This is a genomic window from Pseudomonas sp. SID14000 (genome assembly GCF_002165135.1).
In the GTDB taxonomy this organism is placed as follows: Bacteria; Pseudomonadota; Gammaproteobacteria; order Pseudomonadales; family Pseudomonadaceae; genus Aquipseudomonas.
Window position 1 is genome coordinate 82,880 of record NZ_NFZQ01000007.1, and the last position, 13,571, is coordinate 96,450.

Sequence of the window (13,571 nt, forward strand, 5' to 3'; positions counted from 1 at the left end):
CCTAGCACTAACCCATTACCAGATTCTGTGGATTACCTGCCGCCCAGCGCTTGATGTTTTCCAGCGTGGTTGCGGCGATGGCATCCAGTGCCTCGCGAGTAAGGAAAGCCTGGTGGGCGGTGATGATCACGTTTGGGAAGGTAAGCAGGCGGGCGAGCACGTCGTCCTGCAGCGGCAGGTCGGAGCGGTCCTCGAAGAACAGCTGGGCTTCTTCTTCGTAGACGTCCAGGCCCAGGTAGCCGAGCTGGCCGCTCTTCAGCGCGTCGATCAGTGCCGGGGTGTCGACCAGCGCGCCGCGCCCGGTGTTGATCAGCATGGCGCCGGATTTTAGCTGGGCCAGGCTTTGCGCATTGATCAGGTGCCGGGTTTGCTCGGTCAGCGGGCAGTGCAAGCTGATGATGCGGGCTTCGCGCAACAACTCGGGCAATGGCAGGTAGCGCGCGCCCAGGGCCAGCAGCTCGGGGTTGGGGTGGGGGTCATAGGCTAGCAACTGGCAGCCGAAACCGGCCATGATGCGTGCGAAGGTGGCGCCGATCTGGCCGGTACCGACCACGCCGACGGTTTTGCCGTGCAGGTCGAAGCCGGTCAGCCCGTGCAGGGTGAAATCACCCTCGCGGGTGCGGTTGTAAGCCCGGTGCAGGCGCCGGTTGAGGGCCAGGATCAGTGCCACGGCGTGCTCGGCCACGGCGTGTGGCGAGTAGGCCGGCACCCGTACCACGGTCAGCCCCAGGTGCTGTGCGGCGGCCAGGTCGACATGGTTGTAGCCGGCCGAGCGCAGGGCAACCAGGCGCGTGCCGCCTGCGGCCAGGCGTTGCAGCACCTGGGCGTCGAGTTCGTCATTTATGAAAGCGCAGACCACCTCGTAGCCATCGGCCAGGGCAGCTGTGTCGAGGGTCAGGCGGGCGGGCTGGAAGTGCAGGTCCAGGGTGGTGCCGCTGGCGGCTCGGGTGAAGCTTTCCTGGTCGTAGTGCTGGCTGCTGAACAACAGGGCGCGCATGGTGGGGCTTCCTTTGCAGTGGTCTGGGGATTGTACTCCGCGATGTTTGCCCAGTATTGATTCATGCCGGCCCGGACTTCAGGCGCTCAATCTGGCTTGAGCAGCCAAGCGGTTGATTGCCGCATCCAGTTCGTCCAGTGCCTGCTGTGCCAGCGGGTTTTCCTGCTTGAGCAAGGTCTCGCTGCGCTGGCACGCGGCCCGCAACTGCGGCACGCCGCAATAACGCGAGGCGCCATTCAGACGGTGCACCTGTTCGATCAGGCCGTTGCGGTCGTCGGCCTCGCGGGCGACGCGTATGGCTTCGCGGTCGGCTTCCAGCGAGGTAAGCAGCATGCTCAGCATATCGGCCGCCAGGTCCGCTTTGCCGGCGGCCAGGCGCAGGCCTTCCTCGGGGTCGAGCACCTTCAGTTCATCACTGCTGGTCAGTTGCTCGGCCAGGCGTTCCTGCTGTGGCGCACCCAGACTCAGGCCGGTCCATTTCATCACCACCTGGGCCAGCTGCCGTTCGCTGATCGGCTTGGTCAGGTAGTCGTCCATGCCACCGTGCAGCAACGCGCGTTTCTCATTGGCCATGGCGTGGGCGGTGAGGGCGACGATCGGCAGCGGGTTGCCGCTTTGGGTATTTTCCCACAGGCGGATCTGCTCGGTGCAGGCGCGGCCGTCCATGCCGGGCATCTGCACGTCCATCAGCACCAGGTCGAAGGGTTCATTCTGCACTGCCTGCACCGCCGCATAGCCATTGTCGACGGCCAGTACCTCGGCGCCCAGGTCTTCGAGCAGGGTCTGCACCAGCAGCAGGTTGGCGGCGTTGTCGTCGACACAGAGGATCTTTGGCTGGCGCTGGCCGTTGACACTGTTCACCTCGCCCTGCGGACGGCGCGGTTGCACCAGTTCCAGCAACAGGCGGCGCAGTTTGCGCGTGCAGGTCGGCTTGGACAACAACTGGCCATGGCCGTTAGGCAGGTACGGGTGGTACAGCGCCTGCTCAGTGGTCGGGCACAGCACCACGCACTGGCAATGGTAGCGTTCGAGCTGCTGGTGGTAGTGGCCCAGTTGCTCGGGCGACAGGTTGCCCAGGTTGGCCCCGAGTACGGCAAAATCGAACGGCAGGCCAGCCTGGCTGGCAGCCTGCACGCCCTGCAGCAACTGGTCGTAGGAGGCGAACAGGCTGACGCTGAGGCCGCAGTCTTGCAGTTGGTGTTCCAGCGCCTGACGTGCCAGTTCGTGGCCATCGACGATGGCCGCGCGGCGGCCCAGCAGCGGTTGCAGCGGCAGCTCCTCGACACCGTCGTGGGCCTTGGGCAGGTTGAGGCTGATCCAGAACTGCGAGCCCTCGCCCGGGGTGCTGTCGACGCCGATTTCGCCGCCCATCTGCTCGATCAGGCGCTTGGAAATCACCAGTCCCAGGCCGGTGCCGCCGGGTTGGCGGGCCAGCGAGTTGTCGGCCTGGCTGAAAGCCTGGAACAGCGTACGCACATCCTGCGGCGACAGGCCGATGCCGGTATCCTGCACGCTGATGCGCAACTGTGCGCTGTCCTCGTGCTCGTCTTCGAGCATGGCGCGCACGACGATGGTGCCTTCGCGGGTGAACTTGATGGCGTTGCTGACCAGGTTGGTAAGGATCTGCTTGAGCCGCAATGGGTCGCCAATCAGCGACGACGGGGTGTCGCGGTAGATCAGGCTGAGCAGCTCCAGCTGCTTGGCATGGGCGGCCGGGGCGAGGATGGTCAGGGTGTCCTGGATCAGGTCGCGCAGGTTGAACGGGATACTGTCGAGCACCAGCTTGCCGGCCTCGATCTTGGAGAAGTCGAGGATCTCGTTGATGATCCCCAGCAGGTTGTCGGCGGACTTCTCGATGGTGCTCAGGTAGTCCAGTTGGCGCGGTGTCAGCTCGCTTTTCTGCAGCAAGTGGGTGAAACCGAGGATGCCGTTGAGCGGGGTGCGGATTTCATGGCTCATGTTGGCCAGGAATTCCGACTTGATGCGGCTGGCCTCCAGGGCCTCCTTGCGCGCCATGTCCAGCTCGATGTTCTGGATCTCGATGGTTTCCAGGTTCTGGCGTACGTCCTCGGTGGCCTGATCGATGCTGTGCTGCAGCTCTTCATGGGCGTTGTGCAGGGTTTCGGCCATACGGTTGATGCCGCGCGCCAGCTCGTCCAGCTCATGGCTGCCCATGGCCGGCAAGCGTTCTTCGAGGTGGCCGTCCTTGAGCTGGTTGACTGCATGCTTGATGCGCTTGATAGGGTCGTTGATGGTGCGGCTCATGCGCAGGGCCAGCAGGCCGCTGAGCACCAGGCACGTGAGGATCAGCAACAGGCTGGTGAACAGGTTGCGATAGCCACGCAGCAGGGTGCCATCGTGGGACAGTTCGATCTCGACCCAGCCCAGCAGGCGTTCGGCTTCGGCAGGTACGGCATCGGTGGCCAGGTCGCGGTGGTGGCCGAAAACCGGCATCAGGTAGCGGGTGGCATCATTGCCACTGCGTTGCAGAATCTGTGTGCCGGCGCCGCCGCTGGGCGGCTGGTTGAGCATGCTCGGGCCAGCGTGGGCCAGGCGCGTACGGTCCGGGGCCAGGAAGGCGACTGCGCGCACATCGGCCTGCTCCAGGGTTTGCGCGGCAATGCGCTCCAGTTGCGCTGGCGCCAGCTTGGCCATGGCAGGGGCGGCCAGCGGCGCCAGTTGCTCGGCGATCATCTTGCCGCGTTGCAGCAGCTGGATGCGCAGGTCGTTCTGCTGCAGCCAGGTGAAGTAACTGCCTAGCACCAGGGCCATGAGGCCGGCCGGCAGCAGGGCCAGCAGCAGGACCCGGCTGCGAATTCCCAAGCGATCGAGCACACTCGCCTCCTGTCATGTGCCTGGACGCCGTCAAGCGATGACGGCCAAGCCGGGAAGTTACTCCGCCTGCCGCGCTATTGCACCTCTTTAGTATGTGTTTTGCGTCCTGGCAGGGGCATTGATCGCAGGGCGGTTGCCTGGCAGGCACAGGATGCTCAATAATTGCGCAATTGAGAATGCATGGCAGTTGCAAATGTATCCTGTAGCTATTCACAACTCCAATATCCTCGCCATCGAGGATGACCCGGTCCTTGGTGCCTATCTGTACGAAGAGCTGCAGCGTGGTGGCTTCCAGGTGACCTGGTGCCGCAATGGCCTGGAGGGTCTGGAAACGGCGGGGCGCCAGGCTTTCGATGTGGTCCTCCTGGACATCCTGCTGCCCGGGCTCAACGGCCTGGATGCCCTGGCGCAGTTGCGCAAGCACAGCGCCACGCCGGTGATCCTGATGTCGGCGCTGGGCGCCGAGGCCGACCGCATCAGCGGTTTTCAGCGGGGTGCCGACGACTACCTGCCCAAGCCGTTCAGCATGGCCGAGCTGCAGGTGCGCATCGAGGCCATCCTGCGCCGCGTGGCCTTGGAACGGCGCCATCAAGCCCCGCAGGGGCGTGCTGGCATTGGCGAGTTGCAATACGACGAGGTGCTGTGCGACGTGCGTCTGGATGGCCACCTGGCCGGCCTGACTCCTAGCGAATACCGCCTGCTCGACATCCTCAATCGCAACCTCGACGAAGTGCTGAGCAAGCCGTTCCTTTACCAGCAAGTGCTGCAACGAGGTTATTCGCGGCATGACCGCAGCCTGGACATGCACGTAAGCCAGATCCGCCGTAAGCTCAAGGGCATCGGCTACCACGAAAGGCAGATCCGCACCGTGTGGGGCAAGGGCTACGTGCTCAGCGCCAGCGAGGCGGAGTGACCCATGCTCGACCGCCACTCGCTGTTCTGGAAGCTGGCGATCCTGCTGGTGGGCTTCTGCCTGCTGATGATCGGCCTCAGTTACACCTGGGGCCGGCACATGGAAACCCAGAACGCCTTCCTCTCGGAACCGGCGCGGCAGGTGTTGCGTGGCTATGCTGCCGAGGCCGAGCAAGCTTGGCGCAGTGGTGGGCGGGTCGGGCTGGACCGCTGGATGGTGGCGATGCGCCAGCGAGAACGCGGCTGGGTTGGCGTACTTGACCTCAATCTGCGGCCGCTCGACAGCGCCATCCTGAACCCGCAGATCACGCAGCGGCTGACCCGCCTGCGCGGTGTCGACTGGCCGATGAGCCGGCGCAGCGTTGAGCAGCCGTGGCTGCGCATACCGTTCCCCGGGGCACCGGAGCAGGGCATGCTGGTGATCGAACTGCCACAGCGTTTCAACCCCGGCCAGTACCGGATGCTATGGCGCATTGTCACCAATGGCATCATCCCCGGCCTGTTCACCCTGCTGCTGTGCGTGGGCCTGTACCGCATGCTGATCGTGCCATTGAACCAGTTGCGCGAGCAGGCCAATGCCTGGCGTGCCGACCAGCTGTCGGCGCGCCTCGATCCACGCACCATCGCCCGGCATGACGAACTGGGCGAACTGGCCCGTGCCTTCGACCAGATGGCCGAGCGGCTGCAGGGTACGGTAGCCATGCAGCAGCAGTTGCTGCGTGATCTGTCCCACGAAATGCGTACGCCACTGAGCCGGCTACGGGTGGCCTGCGATGGCGAAACCGACCTGCAACGCCTGCGTGAACGCCTGACGCGCGAGGTGGACTGCATGCAGCAGCTGGTCGAGGACACCCTGCAACTGGCCTGGCAGGATGCCGAGCGTGCGCCGATGAACCTGGAGCCGATCGAGGTACAGGCGCTGTGGGAACTGCTGGCCGAGAATGCCAGCTATGAAAGCGGCTGGTCGCTGGCGCGGCTGCGCTGCGAAGTGCCGGCCGACTGCTGGGTGCAGGGCAACCTCAACCACCTTGCCCAGGCGCTGGAAAACCTGTTGCGCAATGCCATTCGTCATTCACCGGCCGATGGTGTGGTGCGCCTCGGTGGGCAGCGTGAAGGCGGGTATTGGCGGTTGTGGCTGGAAGACGAAGGCGGTGGCGTGGCTGAAGAAGACCTGGAGCGGATCTTTGCACCGTTCTCGCGGCTGGACGGTTCGCGGCCCGGGGATGGCGGTTTCGGCCTGGGGCTGAGCATTGCCCGCAGTGCCATCCAGCGCCAGGGTGGCACCTTGTGGGCGCAGAATGGCAAACGCGGGCTGCAGTTGTGGATGCGCTTGCCGTTACATGTGCCGACCCCTTCGCGGGTGAACCCGCTCCCACAGGTTCATCACTACTCTTGATGCCAGTGAATCCCTGTGGGAGCGGGTTCACCCGCGAAAGGGCCGGTACAGGCTATCGATATAGCTTGTAGCTATATCCACCACAGATTGCGTGATATGGCGGCGAAGGGTTTGCCGGTATGATAGGCACCCCTGCCGTCCGGATTGTGAAATACGCCATGACCTTGCAGTACCCAACCATCGCCGATTGCGTCGGCAATACGCCTCTGGTTCGCCTGCAGCGCATCGCTGGCGAAACCAGCAACACCCTCCTGCTCAAGCTCGAAGGTAACAATCCCGCCGGCTCGGTGAAGGACCGCCCGGCATTGTCGATGATCACCCGCGCCGAACTGCGCGGCCAGATCAAGCCCGGTGACACCCTGATCGAAGCCACCTCCGGCAACACCGGCATCGCCCTGGCGATGGCGGCGGCGATCAAGGGCTACAAGATGATCCTGATCATGCCCGACAACTCCACCGCCGAGCGCAAGGCAGCCATGACCGCCTATGGCGCCGAGCTGATCCTGGTAACCAAGGAAGAGGGCATGGAAGGCGCCCGTGACCTGGCTGAGAAACTCCAGGCCGAAGGCCGCGGCCTGGTGCTGGACCAGTTCGCCAACGGCGACAACCCGATTGCCCACTACAACAGCACCGGCCCCGAGATCTGGCAGCAGACCCAGGGCACCATCACCCATTTCATCAGCTCCATGGGTACCACCGGTACCATCATGGGTTGCTCGCAGTACCTCAAGGAACAGAACCCGGCGGTGCAGATCATCGGCCTGCAACCAATGGAAGGCTCGGCCATCCCGGGTATCCGCCGCTGGCCCGAGGAATACCTGCCGAAAATCTTTGACGCCAGCCGCGTCGACCGCGTGGTCGACATGTCGCAGCAGGAAGCCGAAGAAACCACCCGCCGCCTTGCCCGTGAAGAGGGCATTTTCTGCGGTGTGTCTTCCGGTGGTGCAGTTGCAGCCATGCTGCGCCTGTCCCGCGAGGTGGAAAATGCCACGATGGTCGCGATCGTCTGCGACCGCGGCGACCGTTACCTGTCCACCGGCCTGTTCGACCCGAGCTAAATGTCCAAGAAGAAAAGCAACAGCGGCCTGCGCTTCCAGCCGGCCGGCGGCAACCGCAGCCCCCAGGTCCCGGTGGGCAAGAAGCAGCGCCTGGAAATCGAGCGCCTGGCCGGTGACGGCCGGGGTATTGCCTTCCACGAGGGGCGCACCTGGTTCATCAGTGGCGCCTTGGCCGGCGAGGCCGTGGAGGCGCGGGTGCTCAATGCCCGTGGCAAAGTGGTCGAGGCCCGTCTGGAGCGCCTGCTGCAGGCCAGCCCCGAGCGCCGTCAGGCGCCGTGCCGGTATTACGAGCGCTGCGGTGGTTGCAACCTGCAGCACCTGCCGCACGAAGCGCAATTGGCGCTCAAGCAGCGCACCCTGGCCGAGCAGTTGCAGCGGGTGGCCGGCGTGCAGCCGGAGGAATGGGCTGCACCGTTGAGCGGGCCGGAATTCGGCTACCGGCGCCGTGCCCGCGTGGCCGTGCGCTGGGACGTCAAGGCGCGTCAGCTGGAGGTCGGCTTCCGCGCCGAAGCCAGCCAGGACATCATTGCCATCGACGATTGCGCGGTGCTGGTACAGCCCTTGCAATCGATACTGCGCCACTTGCCAACCGTGCTGCGCTCACTGGGCAAACCGCAGGCGCTGGGCCATGTGGAACTGTTCAGCGGCACCGCCGAGGCGCTGTTGGTGCGCCATGTTGCACCGCTGCCGGCTGAAGACCTGGCCAGGCTGCAGGCGTTCTGCGAGCAGGCCAATGCCCAGCTGTGGCTGCAGGGCGAGGGTGAGCCGGCGCCAGTGGACCCGTCCGCGCAACTGGGCTTTGCCCTGGCACCATGGCAGTTGGAACTGGCTTGGCGCCCGGGTGACTTCGTACAAGTGAATGCCCAGGTCAACACGGCGATGATCGAGCAGGCCCTGGCCTGGCTCGCACCGCAGGCCGACGAGCGCGTGCTGGACCTGTTCTGCGGCCTGGGCAATTTCGCCCTGCCGCTGGCCCGTCAGGCGCGGGAGGTGGTAGCAGTGGAAGGTGTGCAGGCCATGGTCGAGCGGGCCGCGGCCAATGCCCGGAACAACAATGTGCATAATGCACGGTTTTTTCAGGCCGATTTATCGCAGCCTTTGGCAGGCGCCGGATGGGCCGCCGAAGGCTTTTCTGCGGTACTCTTGGATCCACCGCGCGACGGTGCTTTCGAGGTGGTGCAAGGCATCGCACGCCTCCAGGCCAGACGGCTGGTCTATGTATCGTGCAACCCGGCCACGCTGGCGCGAGACGCCCAAGTGCTGGTCGGCCAGGGGTACCGGTTAAAAAGGGCCGGGATTCTCGACATGTTTCCTCAGACGGCGCATGTCGAGGCCATGGCGTTATTCGAAGCGGGCTAGCTGACTGGCCCCTTGGTGCGGCTTGCACGGAATGCTGGCCGCACGGTGATTGCCAGCGCACCCGTGTGGTGTGCTGTATGGAAAGGTAAAACAAAGATGGTACAGGTGAGAGTGCACCAGCCGGTCAACACCGACGGTAGTATCAATCTCGAAGCATGGTTGGACCATGTGGTAAGCGTCGATTCGGCACTGGATCGCGCAGCGCTTAAAGAGGCCTGCGAGTTTGCCCATGAGGTCGAGAAAAAGGGCAATCCGGCCAAGCATTCCTGGGCGGACGGTACCTCCAGCTTCCAGGCGGGCCTGGAGATCGCCGAAATACTCGCCGACCTCAAGCTCGACCAGGATTCCCTGGTGGCTGCGGTCATCTACCGCTCGGTGCGCGAGGGCAAGGTGACCCTGGCCGAGGTCAGCCAACGCTTTGGCCCGGTGGTGTCCAAGCTGATCGACGGCGTGCTGCGCATGGCCGCCATCAGTGCCAGCCTCAGCCCGCGGCAGTCGCTGGTGCTGGGTTCGCAGGCGCAGGTCGAGAACCTGCGCAAGATGCTCGTGGCCATGGTCGACGACGTGCGCGTGGCGCTGATCAAGCTGGCCGAGCGTACCTGCGCGATCCGTGCGGTCAAGGCGGCCGACGACGAGAAACGCCTGCGTGTCGCGCGCGAGGTGTTCGACATCTATGCGCCGCTGGCGCACCGCCTGGGTATCGGCCATATCAAGTGGGAGCTGGAAGACCTGTCCTTCCGCTACCTCGAGCCTGACCAGTACAAACAGATCGCCAAGCTGCTGCACGAGCGGCGACTGGACCGCGAGCGCTTCATCAGCGAGGTGATGAACCAGCTGCAGAACGAGTTGCTGGCCACTGGTGTCAAGGCCGACATCAGCGGCCGGGCGAAACATATCTACTCGATCTGGCGCAAGATGCAGCGCAAAGGCCTGGAGTTCAGCCAGATCTACGACGTGCGCGCGGTACGCGTGCTGGTGCCGGAAATCCGCGACTGCTACACCGCGCTGGGCATCGTGCACACCCTGTGGCGGCACATCCCCAAGGAGTTCGACGACTACATCGCCAATCCCAAGGAGAACGGCTATCGCTCACTGCACACTGCGGTGATCGGCCCCGAGGGCAAGGTGCTGGAGGTGCAGATTCGTACCCACGGCATGCACGAGGAAGCCGAGCTTGGGGTTTGCGCTCACTGGCGCTACAAGGGCACCGACGTAAAGTCCAGCTCCAATCATTACGAAGAGAAGATCTCCTGGCTGCGCCAGGTGCTGGAGTGGCACGAAGAGCTGGGCGACATTGGTGGCCTGGCCGAGCAACTGCGGGTCGACATCGAGCCGGACCGGGTCTACGTGTTCACCCCGGACGGCCACGCCATCGACTTGCCCAAGGGGGCTACGCCGCTGGACTTCGCCTACCGCGTGCACACCGAAATCGGCCACAACTGCCGCGGCGCCAAGATCAACGGGCGCATCGTGCCGCTCAACTACAGCCTGCAGACCGGCGAGCAGGTCGAGATCATCACCAGCAAGCATGGCAACCCCAGCCGTGACTGGTTGAACTCCAACCTGGGCTACGTCACCACCTCGAGGGCACGGGCCAAGATCGTGCACTGGTTCAAGTTGCAGGCACGCGACCAGAACGTTGCAGCCGGCAAGACCTTGCTCGAACGCGAGCTCAGCCGCCTGGGCCTGCCGCAGGTGGATTTCGAGCGCCTGGCCGAGAAGACCAACGTCAAGACCGCCGAGGACATGTTCGCCTCGCTCGGGGCTGGCGACCTGCGCCTGGCGCATCTGGTCAACGCCGCCCAGCAGCTGCTGGAGCCCGAGCGCATCGAACAGATCGAACTGGTACCGCGCAAACCTACGGGGCCGCGTACCGGCAAACGTGGTGACATCCAGATCCAGGGTGTCGGCAACCTGCTGACGCAGATGGCTGGCTGCTGCCAGCCGCTGCCGGGGGACGCCATCGTCGGCTACATCACCCAGGGCCGCGGCGTGAGCATCCACCGCCAGGACTGCGCCTCGGTGCTGCAGTTGGCGGGCAAGGAACCGGAGCGCATGATCCAGGTCAGCTGGGGGCCGATCCCGGTGCAGACCTACCCGGTCGACATCGTCATCCGTGCCTACGATCGCCCTGGGCTGTTGCGCGACGTGTCGCAGGTGCTGCTGAACGAGAAGATCAACGTGCTGGCGGTGAACACCCGCTCGAACAAGGAAGACAACACTGCGTTGATGTCGCTGACCATCGAGATTCCGGGCCTGGATGCGCTGGGGCGCCTGCTGGGGCGGATCTCGCAGTTGCCGAACATCATCGAGACGCGGCGTAATCGTACCCCTTGAGACCGCGGCGCCTGCTTCGCGGGTAAACCTGCTCCCACAGGGATGGTGCAAATCTTCAGATGTGCACTTTACCTGTGGGAGCGGGTTCACCCGCGAAGAAGCCACCGCCGAAGGACCTGCTTACATGACCTACACCCTCGAAGACCTGCTGCACCTCATGGCCCGCCTGCGCGACCCGCAGTATGGATGCCCGTGGGACCTGAAGCAGAACTACGCCAGCATCGTCCCGCACACCATCGAAGAGGCCTACGAGGTTGCCGACACCATCGAGCGCGGCGATTTCGAGCACTTGCAAGGTGAACTGGGCGACCTGCTGTTCCAGGTGGTCTACTACAGCCAGCTGGCCCGCGAGGAGGGGCGTTTCGAGTTCGATGGCGTGGTCGACAGCATCACCCGCAAGCTCATTCGCCGTCATCCCCATGTGTTCCCGACCGGCGAGCTGTATGCGCCGGTAGACACCCCCAGCCTGAGTGAGGCCCAGGTCAAGTCACGCTGGGAAGAAATCAAGGCCGAAGAGCGCGCGGAAAAGAGCCTGCCCGAACAGCTGTCGCTACTCGACGACGTACCGGCGACATTGCCGGCGTTGTCGCGGGCAGCCAAACTGCAAAAGCGCGCGGCCACGGTCGGTTTCGACTGGCCCGCGGCATTGCCGGTGCTGGACAAGGTCCGCGAAGAGCTGGACGAAGTGCTGCAGGCCATGGCCGACGGCGATGCCGATGCGCTCGAGGATGAAATCGGTGACCTGCTGTTCGCCGCCGTCAACCTGGCCCGCCACCTCAAGCACGATCCGGAACACGCACTGCGTCGTGCAAACCGCAAGTTCGAGCGGCGTTTCCGCTTCATCGAACAGGCATTGCGCGACAGTGGGCGTCCCATCGAAGATTGTAACCTTGACGAACTGGATGCCCTTTGGGGTGAAGCCAAACGTCAGGAAAAGAACCTGCCCAGCTGCGGCTGAGCTGTTGCATAAGTGAGTGAACATTCATGAGCCTTTCCCTTCGCGACCAATTGCTCAAAGCCGGTCTGGTCAACCAGAAACAGGTTTCCCAGGCCAACAAGGCCGAGAAGAAACAGAAACGCCTGGAACACAAAGGCCAGGTCGAGGTGGACGACAGCCAGCAGCGCATGGCCAAGGAAGCCATGGCCGAGAAAGCCAAGCGTGACCAGGAGCTGAACCGCCAGCAGCAGGAAAAAGCCGAGCAGAAGGCGCGGGCCGCGCAGATCAAGCAACTGATCGAAGCGACCCGCCTGCCGAAGCTGAGCACCGAGGACTACTACAACTTCGTCGACGACAAAAAGGTCAAGCGGATTGCCGTCAATGCCCTGATGCGGACCAAGCTGAGCAATGGTGCGTTGGCCGTTGTGTCGTTTGCCGGCGGCTACGAGGTGATCCCTCGCGAGGCGGCGTTGAAGATCCAGGAACGCGACCCTGGCCGTGTCCTGCTGCTGAACACCCATGTCGAGGAAGCGGACGAGGACGACCCGTACGCGGCTTACAAGATCCCTGATGATCTGATGTGGTAAACACGAAAAACCCCGCCTTGGCGGGGTTTTTCATTTGAATATGGGGTCATTGCGTGGCGCGCTGGTTTTCCAGGGTTTCCAGCTCTGCCCGGTACTGGTGTGCTTCTTGTTCGTTGTGGAACATCCCCACCAGTTGGCCTTGTTGGTGCACATCCCAGATCCGCACACCAGCGGCCAGGCCTTCGTGGGACATTTTCGATTCGTCGCGTTCGGTTACTTGGACTGTCATCGCTAAACTCCACTGTTTCAGTTGGATGCGACACTGTGTCGCACAACCTCTTTATAGAATTTGTTAGCAGGCTAAGTAAATAAAACGGGCATGAAACAAGTTTCATGAAGCTGAAAGGTGTGCTGCCTGTACTGGCCATCCCGAAATCCCGGATAGAAAAAAGCCCCGCACCAGGCGGGGCTTCGAAGTACTGCTGGCAGTGCTGGATCAGTTGCCCTTCACCGGCTTGCCATCGACCGTGCCGTCCTGCAGTACGATCACGTATTCCTTGCCATCGGTCTCGACCTGGCGAAGTTGCACCAGCAGGTAATCCCAGTTCTTGGCGAACCACAGCTCGGTGATGCGCTTGCTCTGGCTTGGGTCGCGTACGCGCTCGACCTTCACCGCATCGACCTGGCCGGTCTTGGTGGTGACCTTTTCGGTGCCCAGCACGCGGAAGTCATAGGTGTCGATCTCGTCACCGTCGACCACCTGGTAGGTCATGCTCTTCTTGCCAGCAGCCACGTCATGCTGCAGGGCCAGTTGGTAGGACGACTTGTCCAGCACGCCACGGTTCAGCGGCAGGCTGATGGCATCGCCACGGTCGCTGCCGGTGACCTTCTTGCTGTTCCAGTCGAAGGTCAGGTCGACCTTCTTGGCCTTGCCCAGCCCGCCACGCTCGAAGTGGTACTTCTGCGGCAGCAGGGTGTCGTTGTCCATGCGCAGGGTGCTTTGCTCGGTCAGGCTGGCGATCATCATGGAAGCCTTGAAGTTAAGGTCCCAGGTACCGTTGGCATTCTTGACCAGGTTGCGCTCGGCGGTGCCGCTCATGGGCAGTTGCTTCCAATCGGCGGTATAGCTGGCCGAGAAAGGCTTCAGATCAGCTGCCTGGAGGGGCAGGGCGAGCACGGCGAGAGCCAAGAGCAGGGCGCGACGCATAAATTC

At 63.5% G+C, this 13,571-nt stretch carries 11 protein-coding genes; 7 read left to right on the plus strand and 4 right to left on the minus strand.

What is annotated here, in order from left to right; all coding sequences use genetic code 11:
* Positions 1–7: 7 nt before the first annotated feature.
* Positions 8–997, minus strand: coding sequence for a 2-hydroxyacid dehydrogenase (locus CAY82_RS12255; RefSeq protein WP_087501438.1), 990 nt, complete (start codon positions 995–997; stop codon positions 8–10).
* A gap of 78 nt (positions 998–1,075) precedes the next feature.
* Positions 1,076–3,832: a response regulator gene (locus CAY82_RS12260; RefSeq protein WP_087501439.1), complete on the minus strand. Its 2,757-nt coding sequence runs from the start codon at positions 3,830–3,832 to the stop codon at positions 1,076–1,078.
* A 193-nt stretch (positions 3,833–4,025) separates the two neighbouring features.
* Between CAY82_RS12260 and CAY82_RS12265 the strand changes: the two genes are divergently transcribed.
* From CAY82_RS12265 to CAY82_RS12295, 7 genes are all read left to right on the plus strand, one after another.
* Positions 4,026–4,745 (plus strand): response regulator transcription factor, encoded by a 720-nt coding sequence (locus CAY82_RS12265; RefSeq protein ID WP_087501440.1) that lies wholly within the window; start codon positions 4,026–4,028, stop codon positions 4,743–4,745.
* 3 nt (positions 4,746–4,748) lie between these two features.
* On the plus strand, positions 4,749–6,140 hold the full coding sequence (locus tag CAY82_RS12270) for a cell wall metabolism sensor histidine kinase WalK (RefSeq protein ID WP_087501441.1): 1,392 nt from the start codon (positions 4,749–4,751) through the stop codon (positions 6,138–6,140).
* Positions 6,141–6,298: 158 nt separating this feature from the next.
* On the plus strand, positions 6,299–7,198 hold the full coding sequence (gene cysM / locus CAY82_RS12275) for a cysteine synthase CysM (RefSeq protein WP_087501442.1): 900 nt from the start codon (positions 6,299–6,301) through the stop codon (positions 7,196–7,198).
* Positions 7,199–8,557, plus strand: coding sequence for a 23S rRNA (uracil(1939)-C(5))-methyltransferase RlmD (rlmD, locus tag CAY82_RS12280; protein ID WP_087501443.1), 1,359 nt, complete (start codon positions 7,199–7,201; stop codon positions 8,555–8,557).
* Positions 8,558–8,653: 96 nt separating this feature from the next.
* Positions 8,654–10,894 carry a GTP diphosphokinase gene (relA, locus tag CAY82_RS12285; RefSeq protein ID WP_015269231.1) on the plus strand — a complete coding sequence of 747 codons (2,241 nt, stop codon included), beginning with the start codon at positions 8,654–8,656 and terminating at the stop codon, positions 10,892–10,894.
* Between the two features lie 124 nt (positions 10,895–11,018).
* Positions 11,019–11,852, plus strand: coding sequence for a nucleoside triphosphate pyrophosphohydrolase (mazG, locus tag CAY82_RS12290; RefSeq protein WP_087501444.1), 834 nt, complete (start codon positions 11,019–11,021; stop codon positions 11,850–11,852).
* A 26-nt stretch (positions 11,853–11,878) separates the two neighbouring features.
* Complete coding sequence (locus CAY82_RS12295; RefSeq protein ID WP_013971362.1) at positions 11,879–12,418, plus strand: DUF2058 domain-containing protein; 540 nt, start codon at positions 11,879–11,881, stop codon at positions 12,416–12,418.
* 46 nt (positions 12,419–12,464) lie between these two features.
* Here the strand turns inward: CAY82_RS12295 and CAY82_RS12300 are convergent, their stop codons facing one another.
* Together CAY82_RS12300 and CAY82_RS12305 are read right to left on the minus strand one after the other, a co-directional pair.
* The gene (locus CAY82_RS12300; protein ID WP_087501445.1) at positions 12,465–12,647 is read right to left on the minus strand and encodes a hypothetical protein; all 183 of its coding nucleotides are present in this window, start codon (positions 12,645–12,647) and stop codon (positions 12,465–12,467) included.
* Positions 12,648–12,854: 207 nt separating this feature from the next.
* Positions 12,855–13,565 (minus strand): DUF3108 domain-containing protein, encoded by a 711-nt coding sequence (locus CAY82_RS12305; protein ID WP_087501446.1) that lies wholly within the window; start codon positions 13,563–13,565, stop codon positions 12,855–12,857.
* Between the last annotated feature and the right edge of the window lie 6 nt (positions 13,566–13,571).